The following is a 22,775-nucleotide window of genomic DNA, read 5'->3' on the forward strand; positions in this document are numbered from 1 at the left end:
ACCAGGAGCAGGTCACCATGAGCGTCGAAACCCAGTCCCTCACCACCGTCTACGCGCAGCCCGGCACCGAGGGCTCCAAGGTCACCTTCAAGCCCCGCTACGAGCACTGGATCGGCGGGCAGTGGGTGCCGCCCGTGCAGGGCCGCTACTTCGAGAACATCTCCCCGGTCAACGGCAAGCCCTTCACCGAAGTGGCCCGCGGCACCGCCGAGGACATCGACGCCGCGCTCGACGCCGCGTGGGCCGCCGCCCCGGCTTGGGGCAAGACCCCGGTCGCGGAGCGGGCGCTGGTGCTGCACCGGGTCGCCGACCGGATGGAGCAGAACCTCGAGATGCTCGCCGTGGCCGAGACCTGGGACAACGGCAAGCCGGTGCGCGAGACCATCAACGCCGACATCGCCCTGGCCATCGACCACTTCCGCTACTTCGCCGGGGCGATCCGCGCCCAGGAGGGCACCCTCTCCCAGCTCGACGACAACACCACGTCCTACCACTTCCACGAGCCCCTCGGCGTGGTCGGGCAGATCATTCCCTGGAACTTCCCGATCCTCATGGGCGTGTGGAAGCTCGCCCCGGCCCTGGCCGCGGGCAACGCCGTGGTGCTCAAGCCCGCCGAGCAGACCCCTGCCTCGATCATGGTGCTCATGGAGCTGCTCGCGGACATCCTGCCCCCGGGCGTGGTCAACGTGGTCAACGGCTTCGGCGTGGAGGCCGGCAAGCCGCTGGCCTCGAGCCCGCGGATCCGCAAGATCGCCTTCACGGGCGAGACCACCACGGGCCGGCTCATCATGCAGTACGCCTCCCAGAACATCATCCCCGTGACCCTGGAGCTGGGCGGGAAGTCCCCGAACATCTTCTTCGAGGACGTGGCCGCGGCCCAGGACTCCTTCTACGACAAGGCCCTGGAGGGCTTCGCGTTCTTCGCCCTCAACCAGGGCGAGGTCTGCACCTGCCCCTCGCGCGCCCTCATCCAGGGCTCGATCTACGACCGGCTGCTCGCGGACGGCGTCGAACGGGTCAAGGGCATGGTCCAGGGCAACCCGCTGGACCTCGACACCCAGGTCGGCGCGCAGGCCTCCAACGACCAGCTGCAGAAGATCCTGTCCTACATCGACATCGGCAAGCAGGAGGGCGCCAAGGTCCTCGCGGGCGGCGAGCGCAACGTCCTGGACGGAGACCTCGCCGAGGGCTTCTACGTCTCCCCCACGGTGTTCGAGGGCGAGAACTCGATGCGCATCTTCCAGGAGGAGATCTTCGGACCCGTCCTGTCCGTGACCCGCTTCACCGACTACGCCGACGCCATGGCCACCGCCAACGACACCCTCTACGGCCTCGGCGCCGGGGTCTGGGCCCGCAACGGCAACCTGGCCTACCGCGCCGGCCGCGACATCCAGGCCGGGCGCGTGTGGGTGAACCAGTACCACAACTACCCCGCGCACTCCGCGTTCGGCGGCTACAAGTCCTCGGGCATCGGCCGCGAGAACCACCTGATGATGCTGGACCACTACCAGCAGACCAAGAACCTGCTGGTCTCCTACTCCGAGGACGCCCAGGGCTTCTTCTAGGCCGCAGCGGCCTCTCGCCGCCCACCGCCACCGCCCGTCCGTCCGCCCCGTTCCAGGAGGAGCACCATGAACGCCCAGCAAGCCCCGACCGTCCAGGAGTCCGCCACCACCGTCCCCGCAACGATGACCGCCGCCGTGGTCACCGCCTTCGGGCAGCCCCTCGAGGTCAAGGACCTCCCCGTCCCCGAGCCCGGCCCCGGCCAGGTCCTCGTCAAGCTGATCTCGACCGGCGTGTGCCACACCGACCTGCACGCCGCCCAGGGCGACTGGCCGGTCCAGCCCACCCCGCCGTTCGTCCCGGGCCACGAGGGCGTGGGCACGGTCGTGGCCCTCGGCCCCGGCGTCACGGACCTGCAGGAGGGCGACCTCGTGGGCAACGCCTGGCTGGCCTCGGCGTGCGGGCACTGCCGCAACTGCCGCACCGGCTGGGAGACGCTCTGCGAGGAGCAGGTCAACGGCGGCTACAGCATCGACGGGTCCTTCGGCCAGTACATGCTGGTGGACGCCCGCTTCGCCGCGCACATCCCCGAGGGCTCCGACCCGTACGAGGTGGCGCCGGTGCTGTGCGCCGGGGTCACCGTCTACAAGGGCCTGAAGATGACCGAGGCGCGGCCCGGGGAGTGGGTGGTGATCTCCGGCATCGGAGGCCTGGGACACCTCGCCGTGCAGTACGCGGTGGCCATGGGTCTGCGGGTCGCGGCGGTCGACGTCGCCGACGACAAGCTGGCGCTGGCCCGCAAGCACGGGGCGGAGATCACCGTCAACGCGTTCGCGGAGGACCCGGCCGAGGCCGTGCTCGCGCAGATCCCGGGCGGCGCGGACGCCGTGCTGGTGACCGCCGTGCACCCGGCCGCGTTCGGCCAGGCGATCGGCATGGTCCGCCGCGGCGGGACGATCGTGTTCAACGGCCTGCCGCCCGGGGACTTCCCCGCGCCGATCTTCGACATCGTGCTCAAGGGCCTGACCATCCGCGGGTCGATCGTGGGCACGCGCCAGGACATGGTCGAGGCCCTGGACTTCTACGCCCGCGGCCTGATCCACCCGACCTACAGCACCCGTCCGCTCGAGGACGTCAACGCCATCCTCGACGAGATGGAGAAGGGCAAGATCGAGGGCCGCGTGGTCGTCGGGTACTGAGCCCGGGCGCGCCCGAGGGGCCGCGTCCCGGCGGCGGGGAGACGTCCCGCCGCCGGGACGCGGCCCCTCGCGCGTGGACAGGGGCGCCGCGCGGCCCCTCGCGCGCGGCCTGCGTATCCTGGGACGGTGACTCCCCGCCTCGTCCTCGCCTCCCGCTCCCCCGCCCGCACCAAGCTCCTGGCCGACGCCGGGATCGGCCACGACCGGCTGGTCTCGGACGTGGACGAGGACGCCGTGGTCCGGGAGCGCGGGGTGACCGGCGCCGAGGAGACCGCGATGGTCCTGGCCCGGGCGAAGGCGGAGGCCGTGGCGGCGCTGCCCGAGGCGGCCGGCGCCCTCGTGGTGGGCTGCGACTCGGTCTTCGAGCTCGACGGCGAGGTGCACGGCAAGCCCCTGGACGCCGAGACGGCGACCGCCCGGATCCGGGCCATGCGCGGGCGCTCGGGAGTCCTCCACACGGGCCACTGGCTCGTGGACACCCGGAGCCCGGCGGACGGCGGCACCGGCTACAGCGGCGGCGCGCCCGCCCGCGCCGAGGTGTTCTTCGCGCAGATGTCCGACGCCGAGGTCGCGGCCTACGTGGCCACCGGCGAGCCCCTGGAGGTGGCCGGGTCCTTCACCATCGACTCCCTCGGCGCCGCGTTCGTGGAGCGGGTGGAGGGGGACGTGCACGCCGTCGTCGGCCTGTCCCTGAGCACCCTGCGGACGCTGCTCGCCCGGGCGGGGGTGGGCGTGCCCCAGCTGTGGACGGCCCACCGCTGAGACCCCGCACCGCCGGGACCGCCCGGGGCCGGGCGGACCCCGCCGCAGTTGTAGGACTCCTACAGAAACGGCGTCGCATTTCCGGAGCGCCGCCGGGTGGTTGGGCGATTGCTCGCGGCGGGGAATACAGTGCATCGGAGGATTCGACAAGGAGTGAGACGTGACCGGTAAGAACCCCGCGGACGGCGCCATCCGCCCCATCACCAAGGTGCTCGTCGCCAACCGCGGAGAGATCGCGGTGCGGGTGATCCGCGCCGCCCGCGACGAGGGCATCGCCTCCGTGGCCGTGTACGCCGACCCGGACCGGGACGCCCTGCACGCGCGCATGGCGGACGAGGCGTACGGGCTCGGCGGGTCCACCGCCGCGGACTCGTACCTGGTGGCCGAGAAGATCCTCGACGTCGCCGCCCGCTCGGGCGCCGACGCCGTGCACCCCGGCTACGGCTTCCTGTCCGAGAACGCGGAGTTCGCGCTGGCCGTGCTCGAGGCCGGCCTGACCTGGATCGGGCCCCCGCCCGCGGCCATCGCCAAGCTCGGCGACAAGGTGGCTGCCCGCCACATCGCGGAGAAGGTCGACGCCCCGCAGGTCCCGGGCACCACCGACCCGGTCACCTCGGCCGAGGAGGTCCTCGCGTTCGCCGACGAGCACGGGCTGCCCCTGGCCGTCAAGGCCGCCTTCGGCGGCGGCGGCCGCGGCATCAAGGTGGTCCGCGACCGCGAGGACATCCCGGAGCTCTACGAGTCCGCCGTGCGCGAGGCCACCGCGGCGTTCGGCCGCGGCGAGTGCTTCGTGGAGCGCTTCCTGGACGCCCCGCGCCACGTGGAGACCCAGTGCCTCGCCGACGCCCACGGCAACGTGGTGGTCGTCTCCACCCGCGACTGCTCCCTGCAGCGGCGCAACCAGAAGCTCGTGGAGGAGGCGCCGGCGCCGTTCCTGTCCGAGGAGCAGAACCGCCTGCTCTACGAGTCCTCGAAGGCGATCCTGCGCGAGGCCGGCTACCAGGGCGCGGGCACGTGCGAGTTCCTGGTGGGCCAGGACGGGACGATCACGTTCCTCGAGGTCAACACCCGCCTGCAGGTCGAGCACCCCGTCTCCGAGGAGGTCACGGGCATCGACCTGGTGCGCGAGCAGTTCCGGCTGGCCCGCGGCGAGGTCCTCGGCTACGACGACCCGCAGATCCGGGGCCACTCGATCGAGTTCCGCATCAACGGCGAGGACCCCGGCCGGCACTTCATGCCCTCCCCCGGCACCATCGCCGCCCTGGACCTGCCCGGCGGGCCCGGCGTGCGCGTAGACTCCGGCGTGCAGGCCGGGGAGACCGTGGGCGGGAACTTCGACTCCATGCTCGCCAAACTGATCGTCACCGGGGCCACCCGGCAGCAGGCGCTCGAGCGCTCCCGCCGAGCGCTGGACGAGCTGCGCATCGAGGGCATGCCCACCGTGGTCCCCTTCCACCGCGCGGTGGTCACCGACCCCGCCTTCGCCCCCGCGGACGGCTCCCCGTTCACCGTGCACACGCGCTGGATCGAGACCGAGTTCGACAACACCATCCCGCCCTTCGAGGGCGTCCCGCAGGCCGCGCCCGAGGCCGAGGAGCGCCAGGCCATCGTCGTCGAGGTCGCCGGCAAGCGCCTCGAGGTCGTGCTGCCCGCCCTGCCCGGCGCGGCCAAGCCCAACGGGACCGCGGCCAAGCCCCGCAAGTCCCGCTCGGCGCGCGGCGGCGGCGCCGCCGCGGCGAGCGGCGACAGCCTGAGCTCCCCGATGCAGGGGACCATCGTGAAGATCGCGGTGGACAACGGCGACGAGGTGGCCGAGGGCGATCTCGTGCTCGTGCTCGAGGCCATGAAGATGGAGCAGCCGCTGACGGCGCACAAGTCCGGCACGGTCTCGGGGCTCTCCGTGAGCCCCGGGGACACCGTCTCCGCCGGCGCCGTCCTGGCGACCATCTCCTGACGCGGGGAGCCCGGACCCGATGAGCACCCGCCCCGCCGGAGCCCCGGCGCGCTGCCTCGTGGACCTCTCCGCGCAGGACCGGCTGCGCAGCGGCGCGCCCGCCCGGGCGCCGCGGCTGCGGGTGCTCTGCTGCCCGCCCTCGGGCGCGGCCGCCGGCTACTGGCGGTTCCTGGTCCGCGAGGACGTGCACGTGCTCGGCGTCCAGTACCCCGGCCGGGAGAACCGCTTCCGGGAGCCGGCGGCCCCCTCGGTCGCGGCCCTCGCCGCGGAGGCTGCCGAGGCCGTGACCGCCGCCGCCTGGAGTTCCGTGCCGGGGTCCCCGGACGTCCCGCTCGTGGTCCTGGGCCACAGCATGGGCGCCTCCGTCGCGGCCGAGCTCGCTTCGCTCCTCGAGCACCGGGAGGGAGTCCCCGTGGCGCTGCTCGCGCTGTCCGCGAAGACCGCCCCGGGGGCGGTGGACGTCGAGGACGAGGACCTGCGGGCCGGGCTCGCCGCGCCGGACCCGGCCGCGGACGAGGCGCTCGCCCGGTGGCTGCGACGACTCGGCGGCACCCCCGAGGCCGTGCTGGAGAACCCCGAGCTGCTGGCCCTGCAGCTGCCCGCCCTGCGCGCGGACCTGCGGCTCTCGATGGCCCACGACCGGCTCCCCGCCCCGGTCGGGGCGCCCCTGCTGCTGCTGCGCGGCACGGAGGACGAGACCGTGGACGCCGCCGGCATGGACGCCTGGCGCCCGGTCAGCACCGGGCCCGTGCAGCGGCGGGAGTACCCCGGCGGCCACCACCCGCTCGCCGGGAACCGGGACCGGCTGCTCGCGGACCTCGCGGCGTGCGCCGGGCCCGGCGGGCCCCGGTGAGCCCCGGCCCGTGAGCGCCCCGCCGTGACGGCTCCTCCGGACCCGCTCTGGGCCCCGTTCCCCGCGCCCCGCCGGGCCGGGGACGTGACCCTGGTCCGGGCGCACGTGCCCGATCTCGTGCCGTGGGCGCGCACCGTGCAGGCGTCCTGGCTGGACCCGGCGGAGCGGGTCCGCCGGGACGGGTTCCTGCGCGAGGAGGACCGCGAGGCGTTCCTCGCCCGCCGCTGCCTGCTGCGGGCCGTGCTGGCCGAGCGGCTCGGGACCGAGCCGGCCGCGGTGCCGCTGGGGCCCGCCCCCGGAGCGGCCGGACGGCGCGGCAAGCCCGCCGTGCCCGGCCTGCACTTCTCGCTCTCCTCCAGCGGCGGGCACGTCCTGCTCGCCACGGGACCGCGGGAGCTCGGGATCGACGTGGAGCGCATCCCGGACCTCGCCGGCGCCGAGCAGATGTCCCTGGTCCTGCACCCGGCCGAGCGGCGCCGCCTCGCCTGGACCCGCCGGCGGCGCCGGCCGGCCGCCGTCGCGCGGGTGTGGGCCCGCAAGGAGTCCCTGCTCAAGGCCCTGGGCGCGGGTCTCTCCCGCGATCCCGCCGTGGACCGCGTGGGCGCCGGCCGGCTCCCCGGCCACCCGCTGCCCGGCTGGCGGATCCTGGACGTCCCCCTTGCCCCCGGCGGCGAGGAGGCCCGGGCGGCCCTCACCGTCCGCGAGCCCTGGACCGATCGGCGTCCCAGGATGTGAGACAGGGGACCCGGCATGCGGACGCCGCGGCGTACCATCGTGATCTTGTCCCCGCCCACTGCTACGACCGAGGTTTCCCCATGTCCTCTTCGGTGACCGGGCAGGACGCCACCGGTGCGTCCGCCCCCTCCCTCCCCCTGTCCGACCGCGTGCCCCGCAGCCGGGTGATCCTCGCGTCCCTCGTGGGCACGACGATCGAGTTCTACGACTTCTACGTCTACGCCACCGCGGCCGTTGCCGTGTTCCCCGCGCTGTTCTTCGCGGGCGAGGACGAGACGGCCAAGCTGCTCGCCTCCATGGCGACCTTCGCCGCGGCCTTCGTGGCCCGCCCGATCGGCTCCGTGATCTTCGGGCACTTCGGCGACCGGATCGGCCGCAAGGCCACGCTGATCGGCGCGCTGCTGACCATGGGCGTCGCCACGTTCCTCATCGGCCTGCTGCCCACCTACTACTCGATCGGCATCTGGGCCCCGCTCATCCTGACGATCCTGCGCTTCTGCCAGGGCTTGGGCCTGGGCGGCGAGTGGTCCGGCGCGGCCCTGCTGGCCACCGAGTACGCCGAGGAGGGCAAGCGGGCGCGCGCCGCCATGTGGCCCCAGCTCGGCGCCCCGTTCGGCTTCATCCTGGCCAACGGCTTCTTCCTGGTGCTGACCCTCGTGATGGGCTTCGTCTCGGTCGCCGACCAGGGCACCGACCACCCGTTCCTCACGTGGGGCTGGCGCATCCCGTTCCTGGCCTCCGTGGTCATGGTGGTCCTCGGCCTGTGGGTGCGGTTCAAGCTCGAGGAGACCCCGGTCTTCCAGAAGGCCCTGGACCAGGGCGAGAAGGTCCAGGCCCCGATCGTGGAGGCCTTCCGGAGCTCCTGGCTGCAGATCGTGCAGGGCACGTTCATCATGCTGGCCACCTACATGCTCTTCTACCTGATGACCGCCTGGATCCTCTCCTACGGCATCGGCAGCCCCGAGAACGGCGGCCTGGGCATCCCCTACCGGGACTTCCTCGTGCTGCAGCTGCTCTCCGTGCTCCTGTTCGCCGCGATGGTCCCCGTCTCCGGGTGGGTGGCCGACCGCTACGGCCGGCGCAGCTCGCAGCTGGTCATCACCTCGGTGATCCTGCTCTTCGGGCTCAGCTTCGGGATGCTCATGAACCCGGCCGCGGTCGGCACCGGCGAGGACGTCAGCATGGTCCGCGTGCTGTTCTTCCTCACGGTCGGCATGACCCTGATGGGCCTGACCTTCGGCTCGATGTCCGCGATCCTGCCCGAGCTGTTCCCCACGAACGTGCGCTACACCGGCTCCGGCGTCGCGTACAACGTGGCCTCGATCCTCGGCGCGGCCATCACCCCGTACGTCGCCGTCACCCTCAACGCCAGCTACGGCGTGGGCTCCGTCGGCCTCTACCTCGCGTTCGGCGCCGTGCTGACCCTCGTGGCGCTCTGGTTCTCCCCGGAGACGAAGGACGTCGACATGGCGCACGTCGTCACCCGCCGCTGAGCTGCGGGCAGCACGAGAACGGCCGCATCCCCGTCGGGGATGCGGCCGTTCTCGTGCGGTGCGGGACTCAGACGTGCACGTGCAGGCGGCGGGCGGCCTCCGAGATCGAGCCCGTGAGGGACGGGTAGATCGTGAAGGTGTCGGCGAGGTCGTCGACGTGCAGCTTGTGGGTGACGGCCAGCGCGATCGGGAAGATCAGCTCGGAGGCGCGGGGGCCCACCACCACGCCGCCGATCACCGTGCCGGAGCCCTTGCGGGAGAAGATCTTCACGAAGCCGTCCTCGACCGCCATCATCTTGGCGCGGGGATTGGTGGACAGCTTCAGCATGATGGTGTCCGCCTGGTAGGTGCCGTCCTCGATGGACTTCTCGCTCACGCCCACGGAGGCGATCTCCGGCGAGGTGAAGATGTTGGAGGCGACCAGGTGGGTGCGCAGCGGCTTCACGGCGTCGCCCATGAGGTGCGCCACGGCGATCCGGCCCTGCATGGCCGCCACCGAGGCGAGCGGGAGCACGCCCGTGCAGTCGCCCACGGCGTAGACGCCCGGCACGGTGGTGCGGGAGACGCCGTCCACCTTGATGTGCCCGGAGTCGGCGCGGGCCACCCCGACCTCCTCGAGGCCGAGGTCGTCGGTGGCGGGGATCGCGCCGACCGCCACGAGGCAGTGCGAGCCGGCGATCTTGCGCCCGTCGGAGAGGGTCGCGATCACCCCGTTCTCGGTGCGCTCGACGGAGTCGGCGCGGGAGCGGTTGAGCACGTTCATGCCGCGGCGCTCGAACACGTTCTCGAGGACCGCCGCCGCGTCCTCGTCCTCGCCGGGCAGCACCTGGTCCCGGGAGGACACGAGGGTGACCTCGGCCCCGAGGCCCCGGTAGGCCGAGGCGAACTCCGCCCCGGTGACGCCGGATCCGACCACGATCATGTGCTCGGGGACCTCGGTGAGGTGGTAGACCTGCTTCCAGTTGAAGATCCGCTCCCCGTCCGGCTTCGCGGAGGGCAGCTCGCGCGGGAGGGAGCCGACGGCGAGCAGCACGGCCTGCGCGTCCAGGGTGTACTCCAGCCCGTCCTCGGTGGTGACCTGCACGCTGGTGGGGCTCAGCAGCCGGCCGGTGCCCGCGATCACCTTCACCCCCACCCGCTCGAGCCCGCGCTTGATGTCCCGGGACTGGGACGCCGCGAGGCGCAGCAGACGGGTGTTGACCTTCTCCAGGTCCACGCCGAGGTGGTTGATCTCGTCGCCGTCCATGCTGCCGCCGCGCACGTGCACCCCCAGGTCCGCGGCCTCGGCGAAGCGGGTCATGGCGTCGGCGGAGGCGATGAGCGTCTTGGAGGGGACCACGTCAGTCAGCACCGCCGACCCGCCCAGGCCCTGCTGCTCGACGATGGTCACGTCCGCGCCGAGGCTGGCCGCGACGAGGGCGGCCTCGTAGCCGCCCGGACCGCCGCCGATGATGACGAGCTTCTGGATGGAGAATTCGCTGTGTGCAGTCACCCGGCCATTCTTGCAGGTGCCGCTGCGCGAGAGGAACCGGCCCGGCCGCACCTCGCCGCTCCGGACCATGCGGTAGCTTGTGGCGGGTGGACACAGAGCACAGCACCGACCGGGACGACCCCTTCGAGCTCGCGCAGGAGGCCGCGGACGCCCTCCGCCGCGCCACCGGGGTCGACACGCACGAGATCGCCCTGACCCTCGGCTCCGGCTGGGGCCAGGCCGCGGAGCTCATCGGCGAGACCGTCGCCGAGATCCCGGCCGCGGAGATCCCCGGGTTCACCCCGCCCGCCCTCGAGGGCCACGTCGGCACGCTGCGCTCCGTGCGCACCGCCGCGGGCCGGCACGCACTGGTGATCGGCGCCCGCACCCACTACTACGAGGGCCGGGGCGTGCGCCCCGTGGTCCACGGCGTGCGCACCGCGGCCGCCGCCGGGGCGCGCACCATGATCCTGACCAACGGCTGCGGCGGGCTGAACCCGTCCTGGGGTCCCGGCACCCCGGTGCTCATCAGCGATCACCTCAACCTCACGGGCCGGTCCCCGCTCGAGGGCGCCACGTTCGTGGACCTCACGGACCTGTACTCGCCGCGGCTGCGGGAGCTGGCCCGCGGGGTGGACCCCGCCCTCGACGAGGGGGTCTACGCGCAGTTCCCCGGCCCCCACTACGAGACGCCGGCCGAGGTCCGGATGGCGGGGGTGCTGGGCGCCGACCTCGTCGGCATGTCCACCGCCCTGGAGGCCATCGCCGCCCGGCACGCGGGGATGGAGGTCTTCGGGATCTCCCTCGTGACCAACCAGGCGGCCGGGATCTCCGCGACCCCGCTCTCCCACGAGGAGGTCCTCGAGGCCGGGCGGGCCGCGGGCGCCCGGATCTCCGGGCTCCTCGCCCGCATCGTCGCCCAGCTCTGACCGGCCCCGGGCCGGGACGGACTCCCGGCCCGGCGCCCCGCGCACCCGATCACCGCCAGGAGGCCGCGCCATGACCACCGACTCCCGCACCGAGCCGCAGCTCCTCGACGCCGCGCGCGCGTGGGGCGCCGCCGACCCGGACCCCGTCACCCGCGCCGAGCTGGCGGGCCTCGTCGAGGCCGCCGGGACCGGCGACGCCGCGGCGCGGGCGGAGCTCGCGGACCGCTTCTCGGGCACCCTCCAGTTCGGCACCGCGGGGCTGCGGGCGGCCATGGGGGCCGGGCCCATGCGAATGAACCGGGTGGTGGTGCTGCGCGCCGCCGCAGGGCTGGCCGCCCACGTCCTGGCCGTGCAGACCCCGGCGGACGCCACCGCGGACGCCGCCGCGGTGGCGTCCGCCCGGCGACCCCGCGCGGTGGTCGGCTACGACGCCCGGCACCGCTCCGACGTCTTCGCCCGGGACACCGCCGCGGTGTTCACGGCCGCCGGGATCGAGACGCTGCTGATGCCCTCGGCGCTGCCCACCCCCGTGCTCGCGTGGGCGGTGCGGGCCCTCGGGGCCGAGGTGGGCGTCATGGTCACGGCCAGCCACAACCCGCCGGCGGACAACGGCTACAAGGTCTACCTGGGCGGGCGGGCCGTGGAGCCCGAGGCCCGCGGCTGCCAGATCGTGGCCCCGCAGGACCGGCTGATCGCCGAGCGGATCGCGGCCGTCGGCCCCGTCGGGGAGATCCCGCGGGCGCGCGAGGGGTGGACCGTCCTGCCGCGCAGCGTCGAGCAGGACTACCTCGACGCCGTCGTCCCCGCCGCCCCGGGCGCGGAGCGGTCCCTGCGGATCGTCCTCACCGCGATGCACGGGGTGGGCGGGCGCACGACGACGGAGGCCCTGCGGCGGGCCGGTCTCGCCGACGTCCACCCTGTCCCCGAGCAGGCGGAGCCGGACCCGGACTTCCCCACTGTCGCGTTCCCCAATCCCGAGGAGCCCGGCGCCCTCGACCTGGCCCTGGCCGCCGCCCGCGCGGAGGGCGCGGACCTCGTCCTCGCCAACGACCCCGACGCGGACCGGGTGGCCGTGGCCGTCCCGGTGCCCGGGGCCGGGAGCACAGCGGGCGGGAGCGCGGACCAGGACTGGCGGATGCTGCGCGGCGACGAGGTCGGCGCGCTGCTCGGCCACGCCGCCGCGGCGCGCTGGGCGGGCCGCGCCGGCGCTGTGTTCGCCAACTCGATCGTCTCCTCCCGGCTGCTGGGCCGGATCGCCGCCGCGGCCGGGATCGAGCACCGGGAGACGCTGACCGGGTTCAAGTGGATCGCCCGCGTCCCGGGGCTGGTGTACGGCTACGAGGAGGCGCTGGGCTACTGCGTGGCCCCCGAGGTCGTCAGGGACAAGGACGGGATCAGCGCCGCCGTGGCCGTGGCGGTGCTCGCCGACGAGCTGCGCGCGCAGGGCCGGACCCTGCTCGACGTCCTGGACGACCTCGCCGTCGCCCACGGGCTGCACGCGACCGACCAGCTGAGCATCCGGGTGGCGGACCTGGCCCGCATCCCGGTCATGACGGCCGCCCTGCGGGACGACCCTCCGGCCGCGCTGGGCGGCTCCGAGGTCGTGGAGGTCGTGGACCTCGCCGCCCCGGGCACCGGGCTGCCGCCCACGGAGGGCCTGCGCCTGCTCACCGCGGACGGCGCACGGGTGATCGTGCGCCCGTCCGGGACGGAGCCGAAGCTCAAGTGCTACCTCGAGGTGGTCTCCCCGGTGGTGGGCCGGGCGGGGCTGCCGGCTGCCCTGGCCGAGGCGCAGGAGCGGCTGGCCCGGATCCGCGCCGAGCTCGAGTCCGCCCTGGGCCTCTGACGGCGCCGGGTCCTACCTCCGGCCCGGCCCGCGCGGGGCGCTCCAAGGCGCCGGCCGCTGCGTCCCGTCGCCGCCCCGGGCGAGGACCCCCCGGGAGATGGCCCGGGTGAAGCGCGTGACCACCTTCTCCAGCGGTCCCTGGCCCAGGGCCCGCTTCCACAGCAGGGCGAACACCGTGAACGTCACGATCTGGCCCCAGGTCCAGGCCATGGGGGCGAGGTCGTAGTACTCCGGCCACAGGATCAGCAGGTGGGCCGTGTAGAGCGTGAACGTCATCGCGCCCGCCGCGGCGATCGGTGCGAGGACCCGGCCGGCCACCCGCTCCAGGAGCAGGCAGATGCCGAGGACGGACAGTGCGAGGCCCACATTGAGCACCAGGAACACCGGTGTGTTCGAGTGCGGAGTGGGGATCAGCAGCCACCACAGGGTGTCGGTGGGCAAGGAGGGGTCCCCGCCGAAGACCATCACCTCGTCGATCGCCGACCGGTCCATCCAGGGCGTGCCCTGGACGATCGCCTCGTAGCCGCCGAGCACCCGCAGCGCGAGGACGGAGAACCCCCACGTGAGCAGGGCCACGGCGGCCCCGGCCCCCGCGAGGAGGATCTGCACCCTCCGGCTCGTCAGGTCGGTGCGTCCAATGGCCAGTCCGGCCAGCAGGAACGCCATCCAGGGCAGGGCGGGATAGACGCCGGTCAGCAGCAGCTGGGAGAGGACGGTGCCCGGGTCGACGACCAGGTCCACGAGACTGGGGTTCGCGTATTCGAGCCCCGGCAGCACGTCGAGGGACCACTGCATGAGGAAGGGCGCGGCGAGGGCGAAGAGCGCGGCCCACAGCAGGAGTGACCGTGTCCGGAGGCGCAGGAAGGGCACGGCCAGCAGGAACAGCAGTCCGTAGTAGATGAGGATGTTGCTCACGGGCAGCGCCAGGAAGCCCAGCAGGAAGCCGACGAGGGCGATCACGCCCGCCCGTCCGGCCAGCGCCCACCGGGTGGCCGTCATCCGCCGTCCCGTGCGGGGCGTGCGCCCGCCCGACGCGAAGGCCAGGCTGACACCTGCGAGCGTGGCGAACAGGGCGGCGGAGTGGCCGGCGAACAGGGTCCAGGACAGGTTCGCCGCGCCGGTCTGCTCGTCCCAGGACGGCAGCGTGTGCACGGCGACCATGCCGAACAGGGCGAGGCCCCGGGCGGCGTCGACGCCGAGCAGACGCCGACCCGGGCGGGCGCCTCCGGCGGCGTCGCCCCCCGGGTCCCCGCTCAGGACCTGGGTGGTGGCAGCCGTCCCCGGCGGCGGCGTGCGGTGTGCGGACATTCGGTCCCCCATGGATCGATCGGTGCGTGCCCCCCGGCACGGCGCCCGGTGCCCGCTCGAGTGTCCTGGCGGACGGACTCACGGCGCGCCGGTGCATCACCAAGCTTACTCGAGCAAACGCCGGTCGGCGCTCGTGCTAGGAATCATCTTGGGCCGCGGCGCGCTCCTCGGCGGCGCCCAGCTGGCGCGCGAGGATGCGGGCGTACGGGAGTCCGAAGTGGTCCACACCATCCCGGATCCGGATCCGGGCGTGGTCGTAGCCCTGCTCCTCGTACCAGTGCTGCCCGTCCCAGGCCGCGGCCAGGGCGTTGAACCGGGCCTGCGGGTCGGTGCCGTCGTCCTCCGCGCCCACGTCCCAGCGCAGGCGCAGCTCCTCGCGCTGCTCGCGGGTGGGCTCCGCGGAGGGCGAGTCCGGGGCCTGCCCGCCGCCCATCATGATCGCGCCGCCGCCGGGCACGAGGTCGACGTGGTCCGCCAGCAGCTCCTGACTGATGAACTGGGCCCCGCCGGAGTACCCGGTCAGCCAGGTCCGGGAGCGGTCGATGTCGTACTCCGGCTCGAGACGCTCCTCGACGAGCGCCCGGAACCACCGCCCGTTGTGGTCCCGCTCCTCCCACCAGGTGGTGTCCCCCGAACGGTCGGGGGTCCGCGGGACCACCAGCAGCATGTTGTGCTCCCGGGCGACCTCGGCCAGGCAGGAGGAGGTGTACTCGGGGCTCTCGTACTCGAAGGCCCCGTCCCCGTGGAAGTGGTACACGACGCCCACCGGCCGGTCCCAGTCCAGGCCCTCGGCGAAGACGTGGTAGGAGCTCGTGATGCCCTCGTGCTCGAACTCTTGCTGGAAGCGGTCCTGCCGATCCTGCCCGGGGCCGAACACGCGGGCGTCCAGCACCGCCGCGTCCGTGGGCCCGCCGGGTCCGCGGGCCGTCACGCGGACGCCGTCGAGGCCGTAGCGGGCGCAGGAGACGGTCTCGGGGGCCGCGGCCTCCGGGGGCTCCTCGGTGCCCCGGCCGACGAGCAGGGCCACCGTCGCGACGAGCAGGACCACCAGCGCCAGGGCGCCCGCCGCGAGCAGGCCCAGCCGCCGCCGGGAGCGCCGGGACGTCTCGCCGCGGTGGCGGTGCTGGTGCCACGGCCACCGCAGACCGCGCCAGGGGTGTTGTCGTGTCACCCGGTCATCTTACGGAGAGGCTCCTGGGAGAACGCCGACGACGTGCCGTCAGCCGGGCAGACCGATGTGCACCCGTCCGTCCCGCACCTCGACCGGGTGCACCGGCAGGGCGGGTCCGTCGCCGGTGAGGCACCGGCCGGTCGCGAGGTCGTAGACCTCCTTGTGCAGCGGCGAGGCGACCGTGACGGCCGGGCCGCGGGAGCCGAGGATGCCGCGGGCCATCACGCAGGCCCCGGTGCGCGGGTCGCGGTGGTCGGCCGCGAGCACCGTCTCGGCGTCCACCCGGTACAGGGCCACCTGGCGCCCGGCCACCCGGGCGGCCTCGCCCCACAGGGGCTCGAGGTCGGCCAGCGCGCACACGTCGTGCCACGCGGTCCCGGCGGCACGGGCCGGGGCGTCCGGCGCCGTGGCGGCCGCGGTCACGGCCGTCATCCCCAGCGCCGGAGCCGGCGTCGGAATCGGGGTCGGAATCGGGGTCAGGGTCGTGCTCACGGGGGCCTCCTGCGGCTCGGCGGATCATCGGGGCGGATCGTCGGGCTCGACGCGTCGTGCTCGACGCTAGGCGGGGCGGATGACCGGCACGCGCCGGCGCCGTTTCGCGCCGGTCAAAGCCCGCTCACACGGGGCGGGCGCCGTGGTGAGGAAGCCGAAAGGCGACCGGAACGGAGGGGCAACGGCGGGGCAATCCCCCGCTCCTAGAGTCGGCAGCGACGCCCCAGCCCCTCACCGTTCCCGGAGGTCCCCGTGCCGCGCTCCCCCTTCTCACCGCAGTCCCCGCAGCACGTCGTCGTGGTCGGCGGCGGGCCCGCCGCCCACCGCTTCGCGGAGGCGGTGCTCTCCGCGCAGGACCACCACGTGCGCCTGACCGTGTTCGCCGACGAGCCGTGGACCCCCTACGACCGCGTCCAGCTGTCCAAGGCGCTCACGGGTCCCGACGGCGCGGTCGACCTGACCCTGGGCGGCGGCACCGTGTGGCAGGACCCCCGGGTGGAGCTCCGCCAGGGCGTGAAGGCCCGGGAGATCGACCCCGCGGCGCGCACGGTCACGGCGGCCGACGGCACCGTCACCGGCTACGACGAGCTCGTCCTGGCCACCGGCTCCGACGCCGCCCGCCTGGACGTCCCCGGCGCCCACCACGCGTTCGTCTTCCGCACCCTCGACGACGTCGCGGGGATCCGCGCCGAGGTCGAGCGGCTGCGCGCCCGCTACGGGCGCACCCCGCACGGCGTGGTGATCGGCGGGGGCCTGCTGGGTCTCGAGGCCGCGGGCGGGCTCCAGGAGCTCGGCGCGGAGGCCACGGTGGTGCACTCCCGCAAGTGGCTCATGAACGCCCAGCTGGACGAGGGCGCCGGCCGCTCCCTCAACGCCCTCATCTCCGCGCGCGGCGTGCGCCTGCACCTGGGCGAGCGCCCCTCCGGCGTGGGGCTGCGCAAGTCCGACGGCGAGGTGTGCGCCGTCGAGTTCCGGGACTCCCCCGACCTCGAGGCGGACCTGGTGATCGTGGCCACCGGCATCCGGGCCCGGGACCGGCTGGCCTTCAACGCGGGCCTGGAGACCGCCCCGCGCGGCGGCGTGGTGATCGACGAGGCCTGCCGCACCTCCGCGGAGCACGTGTGGGCGATCGGCGAGGTCGCCTCCTGGAACGGGGAGTGCCTCGGGCTCGTGGCCCCCGCGAACACCATGGCGGAGATCGTCGCGGACCGGCTCGCGGGCGGGCGCTCCAGCTTCGACGGGTTCGACACCGCGACCAAGCTCAAGCTCTCCGGCGTGGACGTCGCGTCCTTCGGCGACGCCTACGGCGAGACCGAGGACTGCCTCGAGGTCGTCTACGCGGACCCCGCCCGCGGGATGTACCAGAAGGTCGTCACGACCCAGGACGCGAAGACCCTGCTGGGCGGGGTGTTCGTGGGCGACGCCGAGCCGTACAACGCGCTGCGCCCGCTGCTGGGCCGGGAGCTGCCCGGCGAGCCCGGTGCCTACCTCTCGGCGTCCGGCGGGGACGCCCCGGCCGGGGACCTGCCCGACGACGCCGTCATCTGCTCCTGCAACAACGTCACGACCGGTTCCGTGCGGGAGCAGATCTCCTGCGGCGTGCACGAGATCGGTGAGCTGAAGACGTGCTCGCGGGCCGGCACGCAGTGCGGGTCCTGCGTCCCGATGCTCAAGAAGACCCTGGACCGGGAGCTGGCCAAGGCCGGCGTGGAGATCTCGAAGGCCCTGTGCGAGCACTTCGAGCTCTCCCGCGCCGAGCTCTTCGAGGCCGTGCGCGCCCTCGACCTGTCCTCCTGGGACGAGGTCGTCGCCCGCTTCGGCACCGGTCTGGGCTGCGACATCTGCAAGCCCGTGGTCGCCTCCGTGCTCGCCTCCCAGCGGGACGAGTACGTGCTCGACGCCGGCCGCGGCGCCCTGCAGGACACCAACGACCGGGCGCTGGCCAACATGCAGAAGGACGGCACCTACTCCGTGGTCCCGCGCGTGCCGGCCGGGGAGATCACCCCGGAGAAGCTCATCGTGCTCGGCGAGGTGGCCCGCAAGCACGGCCTGTACACGAAGATCACCGGAGCCCTGCGCGTGGACATGTTCGGGGCCCGGCTCGAGCAGCTGCCCGAGATCTGGCGGGAGCTCGTGGACGCCGGCTTCGAGTCCGGGCAGGCCTACGGCAAGGCCCTGCGCAACGTGAAGTCCTGCGTGGGCTCCACATGGTGCCGCTACGGGGTGCAGGACTCCGTGGGCATGGCCGTGCGGCTGGAGCTGCGCTACCGGGGGCTGCGCTCGCCGCACAAGTTCAAGATGGGCGTCTCGGGCTGCGCCCGCGAGTGCGCCGAGGCCCGCGGCAAGGACGTGGGCATCATCTCCACGACCGACGGCTGGAACCTCTACACCGGCGGCAACGGCGGCGCGAACCCCGCCCACGCCCAGCTGCTGGCCCAGGGCCTGGACGACGAGACCCTGGTCCGGTACATCGACCGGTACCTCATGTACTACATCCGCACCGCGGACCGGATGCAGCGCACCGCCCGGTGGCAGGAGGAGCTCGACGGCGGGATCGACCACGCGCGCGCCGTCGTCGTCGAGGACTCCCTGGGCATCGGCGAGGAGCTCGAGGCCGCCATGGCCCGGCACGTGGACCGCTACGAGGACGAGTGGGCCGCGACGCTGGCAGACCCCGAGCGGCTGCGCCGCTTCCGCTCCTTCGTCAACGACGCCGCCCCGGACGACTCCCAGGACTACGTGCTGGAGCGCGGTCAGCGCCGGCCCGCGACCGACGCCGAGCGCGCCGCCGCCGAGGTGGGCGAGGGCCCCGTGCTGCTGACCGGCCCGAGCATCCCCGTGCGCGAGGGCGCCGACGCCGCCGCGGCCGCCGAGTGAGACGACCGGGGGTCAGACGGCCGGCACGGCGCTGATCCCGCCCTCCCGGAACGCGTCGACGAACAGGGCGTGGTCGTGCCGGACCGTGGCGGCGTAGTCCTCGGCGAAGTCGACGAGGTCCTCGACGAACTCCTCCTCCCGGCCCTCCAGCACGTCCATGATGGCGGTCTCCGTGCGGAACGGCACGAGGTCGTGGTCGCCGTCCTCGTCCGTGGAGCAGTGGATCTTGGCCGTGGCCTGCCCGAGGTCCCGCAGGACGGGGGCGATCTGGTCGGGTTCGGTGAGGTCGCCCCACTCCAGGTCCAGCGTGTAGGGGGAGAGCTCGGAGACGACGAAGGCCTGGCCCTCCAGCACGGTGTGGCCCAGGAGCGGGTCGGTGTGGGTCTGCAGCGACCGCTGGCTCACCACGGCGCGGTGGCCGTCGTCGGCGAAGAACTGCCGCACCCTTTCGTCGGTCACGATCCGGCTGGGGGCGGCTGTCTTGGCCTGCTTCATGGTGAGCACGATGTCGTTCTCCTGCGCCTCGTCGAAGCCCTCGATGAGGAGGTTGTAGGCCGGCAGCCCCGCGCTGCCGATGCCGAAGCCCTTCTTCCCCACGATGGCCTTGACCTTGTAGAACACCCGGCGCCGGGCCCGGTCGTCCTCCGGGACGGTGCCCAGGTAGTCCTCGAAGGCCGCCTCGACCCTCTGCTGCTCGGCCTCGTCCAGGTGCCGGGTGGAGCCGTCCTCGGCGAAGTGCCGCTCGTAGGCGTCGATGACGGTCATCGACTCCAGGAACCGGGTCCGGCGGGCGGTGCGCGCGGCGTGCAGCACGTCGAGGACGGGCCCCTCGGCGTTGTCGAGGTGGAAGGCGAAGTCGGCGCTGCCGTCGGCCACGTAGTCGCGGACGCGGTCGAGATAGGCCCGCAGATAGGTCCGTGCGAGGTCGCGGGCGACCTCGGAGGGAAGCGCCTTCTGCCAGCACAGCAGGGACAGCGAGGCCACGAAGCGGCGCAGGTCCCAGGAGAAGTGCCCCACGTAGGCCTCGTCGAAGTCGTTGACGTCGAAGGTCAGCCGGCCCTCGCTGCTCATGTAGGTGCCGAAGTTCTCCGCGTGCAGGTCCCCCTGGATCCAGACCCGGCTCGTGCGCTCGTCCGCCCAGGCGTCCTCCAGCTGCCCCATGTCGGCGTAGAACAGGGCCGCGCTGCCGCGGTAGAACGCGTACGGGTCCGCGGCCATCTTCCGGAACCGCGTCCGGAACGCGAGCGGGTTCGCGTGCATGAGGTCCTCCAGGGCCTCCACGAGGGTGTCCACGATGTGCTGCTGACGCTCGGCCGACTCAATCATCCGGCGACCCTAGCGGGATCCCCTGGGAGCCGGGGCGACAGAGTCAGGGTGCTTCCCGGACGCCGGATCCGGCTCACGGAGGGGATGCGGTACCGGCAGACCGTGCGCCGCCGGCGCCGTGTTGGCGGTCCTCAGGTCCCGGGCCGTAGCGTGAGCGGATGAGCACGAGAAGCAGAGCGGGATCGTGGGTGTTCCTCACGGCGGTGGCCGTGGCCGTGGCCAGTGCCCTGGGGCTGGGGCTGATGCAGCGCTGGGACGGGATGCTGCGCTTCGCGGCGGTGACGGTGGTGCTGCTGCTGACCCGGCGGGCGAAGGTGCCCACCGGCTTCGTGGCGGCCTTCGCGGTATTGGTGCTGCTGGCGATGTGGGGGTCCGTGCAGCACTGGTATGCAGAAATCCCGCACTTCGACACGGTCGTCCACGTCCTGACCCCCGGCAGCCTGGCGGCGGTGTCCTACTTCCTGCTGGTCGACGCCGGCCTGCTGCCCGATGCCCGCCGGCCCGGGGGCTCGGTCCGGGGGTGGGCGCCGGTGCTGTGGGTGACCCTGGTCGGATCGGCCGCGGCGGTGCTGTGGGAGTACTACGAGTGGGTCGTCGAGCAGATCAGCCCGCAGGGCATGCTGGTGGGCTACACGGACACGGTCGTGGACCTGTTCGCCGGGATGTGCGGCTCCCTGGTCGCCGGTCTTTTCGTGCTCCGCTGGGCGCGCCGGCACACCGGGAGCTGAATCCCCCAGCATCGACCCCGAGCCGATCGGGTCCTGCGGTCCTTGGGCGGCTTGACCCGCCGGCCGGACCGGCGCCTGACCGTGACCGCCCGGGCGCATGGCTGTTCCTTGTCCCTTCCCTTGCCGCGAGCCGTGCCGGTCCCTCTAGGGTGGGGCATGGCCACGGGCGAGGCAGCCCGCACCGATCCGAGGAGCAGTGCAGCGATGACCGACGTGACATCCTTCGACGGGACCCGGCTGGCGTTGCACATCTGGGGGCCCGCCGACGCCCCCATCGTCGTGCTGGTGCACGGCCTCGGTCTCTCCAGCGACTCCTGGGGGACGGTCCCGGACCTGCTCGCCGCGGAGCACCTCGTGGTGGCCTACGACCTGCGCGGGCACGCCCAGAGCGGTGACGCCCGCAGCGGCGACTACTCCATGGAAGCCCATGCGAAGGACCTCGACGCGGTGCTGCGCGCCGTCGTCCCCGACGGTTCGGCCGCCGTGGTGGTCGGCAACAGCCTCGGCGGGGGGATCGTCGTCGCCCGCGCCCACCACTGCGGCAACGACCGTGTCGCCGGGGCCGTGTTCGCCGGCTCCGGCGGATCCACCGTCACCTTCCCCGGCTTCCCGGCACGCGACCTGCCGGCACCGGTGCAGGCGGCCCTGCGCCTGGGCTGGATGAAGGTGCTGCGCACCGTCGTGCTGGTCGGCAAGCGGATCCGGTCTCTGGAGGTCCTGTCCGACCGGCTCGTCCGCCGGTTCGCCTTCACCTCCGAGGCTCCGCGCGAACTCGTCGCCAGGGTGCGGGAGGACTTCCTCAACAGCCGGCCTCGCGCCCTGGCCCGCACCACGCTGGCCAGCATCAGCCATGACGGCAGCCGGATGGCCCCGGACCTGACGGTGCCCACCCTGGTCATCCACGGCAGCGCGGACCCCGAGGTGTCCGAGGAAGAACTGCGCAGACTGATGGGGGCGCTGCCCGACGGCGAACTCCTCAGCCTCCCCGACGAGGGCCACATGCTGCCCCTGACCCGCCCCCAGCTCGTCGCCGAGCAGGTGGCACGCTGGGTCGCCCACGTCCTCCCCGCGGCAGACCCGGCCGGCGGGTAAAGCGTCAGGCAGTCGGGCAGGCCGTCAGTGGGGGCGGCCGCCGCCGCGCCTGAGTGTCTCCTCGGCACATCCGGCGAAGTCACACCGGAGACCGTCACGGGCCGGTCACGTTTCCGGCCGGGTCCGGTCCACTGGCGCCTCGGCTGTTGAAAAGGACCACTCAGGGTGCTTACGGTCGGCCGGTCCACCGCAGGTTCGCCGCGCACCGGTCCCACCGCACCGGGCCCACCGCAGCAACTCATCCAGGAGGCACCGAATGACCACTCGTGATCGCCGCCCCACCGCCCGCACCGCCGCCGCAGCCCTGGCCGCCGTCGCCGGACTGGGCCTGGCCGGGTGCAGCACCGAAGGCCCCGAGACCGGCACCGACGTCGAGGACGTCACCGAGGGCGAGGTTCTGGAGTCCTCCCCCGCCCCGGAGAACAATCCCACGGCCGGGGACACCTTCATCGGCAACTACGACCAGGACTTCTACGACGACCGCGAGACCTACGTCGGTCAGGAGGTCACTCTCACGGCCGAGGTCGGCCAAGTCATCGACGACGACGCCTTCGTGATCGCCGGCACCGCGGGAACCACTGTGGACCGGCTGCTGGTGCTCTACGACATGGACCAGGTCGACATCGAGGAGGGCCAGGTCGTGGAGGTCACCGGCACCGTCCAGCAGGCCTTCGACCTGCCCACCATCGAGGACGAGAAGCAGAAGGACCTCGAGGACGAGCTCTACGCCGACCACGACCAGCAGCCCTACGTCGAGGCCGCCGAGGTGCAGTTGATGCCGGAGGAGTAGAGACCCCACCGAGCCGAGAATCGGACGTCCCGGAGAGCAGGGCCGCCCCTGTCCGCACATGGACAGAGGCGGCCCCTGCACGAGGACACGCTCGTGCAGGGGCCGCCCCCCGGGGCCGGGCGACCCGGCCCCGGTCCTCACTCCTGCTCGAGGACCTCCCCGCTGGTGGCCATGATGTAGGGCTCACCCTCGAAGTCCGTGAAGGTACGGCGGCGTCCCCGCGGTCCTCGGCGGCGGCCCGGCGCT

18 protein-coding genes are annotated in these 22,775 nt (G+C 73.5%); 13 read left to right on the forward strand and 5 right to left on the reverse strand.

Annotation, left to right across the window (positions count from 1 at the left end; all coding sequences use genetic code 11):
- Positions 1-17: 17 nt before the first annotated feature.
- The 7 genes from Q0817_RS00415 (at position 18) to Q0817_RS00445 (ending at position 8,499) form a co-directional block, all read left to right on the forward strand.
- Positions 18-1,565, forward strand: a complete 1,548-nt coding sequence (locus Q0817_RS00415) for an aldehyde dehydrogenase family protein (protein WP_298582572.1) — start codon at positions 18-20, stop codon at positions 1,563-1,565.
- A gap of 66 nt (positions 1,566-1,631) precedes the next feature.
- Positions 1,632-2,702, forward strand: coding sequence for an alcohol dehydrogenase AdhP (adhP, locus tag Q0817_RS00420; protein WP_298582575.1), 1,071 nt, complete (start codon positions 1,632-1,634; stop codon positions 2,700-2,702).
- 126 nt (positions 2,703-2,828) lie between these two features.
- Positions 2,829-3,464 (forward strand): nucleoside triphosphate pyrophosphatase, encoded by a 636-nt coding sequence (locus tag Q0817_RS00425; RefSeq protein WP_298582580.1) that lies wholly within the window; start codon positions 2,829-2,831, stop codon positions 3,462-3,464.
- 160 nt (positions 3,465-3,624) lie between these two features.
- Positions 3,625-5,418, forward strand: a complete 1,794-nt coding sequence (locus Q0817_RS00430) for a biotin carboxylase N-terminal domain-containing protein (protein ID WP_298582583.1) — start codon at positions 3,625-3,627, stop codon at positions 5,416-5,418.
- A 19-nt stretch (positions 5,419-5,437) separates the two neighbouring features.
- On the forward strand, positions 5,438-6,271 hold the full coding sequence (locus Q0817_RS00435) for a thioesterase II family protein (RefSeq protein ID WP_298582586.1): 834 nt from the start codon (positions 5,438-5,440) through the stop codon (positions 6,269-6,271).
- 24 nt (positions 6,272-6,295) lie between these two features.
- A complete protein-coding gene (locus tag Q0817_RS00440; RefSeq protein ID WP_298582589.1) occupies positions 6,296-7,006 on the forward strand; it encodes a 4'-phosphopantetheinyl transferase superfamily protein in 711 nt (236 codons plus the stop codon).
- 80 nt (positions 7,007-7,086) lie between these two features.
- Complete coding sequence (locus Q0817_RS00445) at positions 7,087-8,499, forward strand: MFS transporter (RefSeq protein WP_298582591.1); 1,413 nt, start codon at positions 7,087-7,089, stop codon at positions 8,497-8,499.
- Between the two features lie 67 nt (positions 8,500-8,566).
- Here the strand turns inward: Q0817_RS00445 and Q0817_RS00450 are convergent, their stop codons facing one another.
- A complete protein-coding gene (locus Q0817_RS00450) occupies positions 8,567-9,991 on the reverse strand; it encodes an NAD(P)H-quinone dehydrogenase (RefSeq protein ID WP_298582596.1) in 1,425 nt (474 codons plus the stop codon).
- 86 nt (positions 9,992-10,077) lie between these two features.
- Between Q0817_RS00450 and Q0817_RS00455 the strand changes: the two genes are divergently transcribed.
- Positions 10,078-10,899, forward strand: coding sequence for a purine-nucleoside phosphorylase (locus tag Q0817_RS00455; protein WP_298582599.1), 822 nt, complete (start codon positions 10,078-10,080; stop codon positions 10,897-10,899).
- Positions 10,900-10,969: 70 nt separating this feature from the next.
- Positions 10,970-12,745 carry a phospho-sugar mutase gene (locus Q0817_RS00460; protein WP_298582602.1) on the forward strand — a complete coding sequence of 592 codons (1,776 nt, stop codon included), beginning with the start codon at positions 10,970-10,972 and terminating at the stop codon, positions 12,743-12,745.
- A 12-nt stretch (positions 12,746-12,757) separates the two neighbouring features.
- Here the strand turns inward: Q0817_RS00460 and Q0817_RS00465 are convergent, their stop codons facing one another.
- The 3 genes from Q0817_RS00465 to nirD form a co-directional block, all read right to left on the reverse strand.
- Positions 12,758-14,053, reverse strand: a complete 1,296-nt coding sequence (locus tag Q0817_RS00465; RefSeq protein ID WP_298582605.1) for a heparan-alpha-glucosaminide N-acetyltransferase domain-containing protein — start codon at positions 14,051-14,053, stop codon at positions 12,758-12,760.
- A gap of 136 nt (positions 14,054-14,189) precedes the next feature.
- A complete protein-coding gene (locus tag Q0817_RS00470; protein WP_298582607.1) occupies positions 14,190-15,224 on the reverse strand; it encodes a hypothetical protein in 1,035 nt (344 codons plus the stop codon).
- Positions 15,225-15,272: 48 nt separating this feature from the next.
- Entirely contained in the window at positions 15,273-15,656 is a 384-nt protein-coding gene (nirD, locus tag Q0817_RS00475; protein ID WP_298583039.1) for a nitrite reductase small subunit NirD, read from the reverse strand.
- Between the two features lie 312 nt (positions 15,657-15,968).
- Here nirD and nirB point away from each other — a divergent pair, with 312 nt between their 5' ends.
- The gene (gene nirB / locus Q0817_RS00480; protein ID WP_298582611.1) at positions 15,969-18,593 is read left to right on the forward strand and encodes a nitrite reductase large subunit NirB; all 2,625 of its coding nucleotides are present in this window, start codon (positions 15,969-15,971) and stop codon (positions 18,591-18,593) included.
- Between the two features lie 12 nt (positions 18,594-18,605).
- Here nirB and Q0817_RS00485 read toward each other — a convergent pair whose 3' ends face one another.
- Positions 18,606-19,919: a DUF2252 domain-containing protein gene (locus Q0817_RS00485; protein WP_298582614.1), complete on the reverse strand. Its 1,314-nt coding sequence runs from the start codon at positions 19,917-19,919 to the stop codon at positions 18,606-18,608.
- A gap of 158 nt (positions 19,920-20,077) precedes the next feature.
- Between Q0817_RS00485 and Q0817_RS00490 the strand changes: the two genes are divergently transcribed.
- From Q0817_RS00490 to Q0817_RS00500, 3 genes are all read left to right on the forward strand, one after another.
- Positions 20,078-20,647 carry a hypothetical protein gene (locus Q0817_RS00490; protein WP_298582617.1) on the forward strand — a complete coding sequence of 190 codons (570 nt, stop codon included), beginning with the start codon at positions 20,078-20,080 and terminating at the stop codon, positions 20,645-20,647.
- Positions 20,648-20,851: 204 nt separating this feature from the next.
- Positions 20,852-21,739 (forward strand): alpha/beta fold hydrolase, encoded by an 888-nt coding sequence (locus tag Q0817_RS00495; protein WP_298582620.1) that lies wholly within the window; start codon positions 20,852-20,854, stop codon positions 21,737-21,739.
- Between the two features lie 256 nt (positions 21,740-21,995).
- Positions 21,996-22,529, forward strand: coding sequence for a hypothetical protein (locus tag Q0817_RS00500; RefSeq protein WP_298582623.1), 534 nt, complete (start codon positions 21,996-21,998; stop codon positions 22,527-22,529).
- Positions 22,530-22,775: the final 246 nt, after the last annotated feature.

This window comes from uncultured Kocuria sp. (assembly GCF_947500125.1).
Taxonomy (GTDB): domain Bacteria; phylum Actinomycetota; class Actinomycetes; order Actinomycetales; family Micrococcaceae; genus Kocuria.

Coding starts and splice junctions, on each gene's coding strand:
- Q0817_RS00435 (WP_298582586.1), top strand. CDS start 5,438: ATGAGCACCCGCCCCGCCGGAGCCCCGGCGCGCTGCCTCGTGGACCTC.
- Q0817_RS00495 (WP_298582620.1), top strand. CDS start 20,852: ATGACCGACGTGACATCCTTCGACGGGACCCGGCTGGCGTTGCACATC.
- adhP (WP_298582575.1), top strand. CDS start 1,632: ATGAACGCCCAGCAAGCCCCGACCGTCCAGGAGTCCGCCACCACCGTC.
- Q0817_RS00465 (WP_298582605.1), bottom strand. CDS start 14,053: ATGTCCGCACACCGCACGCCGCCGCCGGGGACGGCTGCCACCACCCAG.
- Q0817_RS00415 (WP_298582572.1), top strand. CDS start 18: ATGAGCGTCGAAACCCAGTCCCTCACCACCGTCTACGCGCAGCCCGGC.
- Q0817_RS00445 (WP_298582591.1), top strand. CDS start 7,087: ATGTCCTCTTCGGTGACCGGGCAGGACGCCACCGGTGCGTCCGCCCCC.
- Q0817_RS00460 (WP_298582602.1), top strand. CDS start 10,970: ATGACCACCGACTCCCGCACCGAGCCGCAGCTCCTCGACGCCGCGCGC.
- Q0817_RS00500 (WP_298582623.1), top strand. CDS start 21,996: ATGACCACTCGTGATCGCCGCCCCACCGCCCGCACCGCCGCCGCAGCC.
- nirD (WP_298583039.1), bottom strand. CDS start 15,656: ATGACGGCCGTGACCGCGGCCGCCACGGCGCCGGACGCCCCGGCCCGT.
- Q0817_RS00490 (WP_298582617.1), top strand. CDS start 20,078: ATGAGCACGAGAAGCAGAGCGGGATCGTGGGTGTTCCTCACGGCGGTG.
- Q0817_RS00485 (WP_298582614.1), bottom strand. CDS start 19,919: ATGATTGAGTCGGCCGAGCGTCAGCAGCACATCGTGGACACCCTCGTG.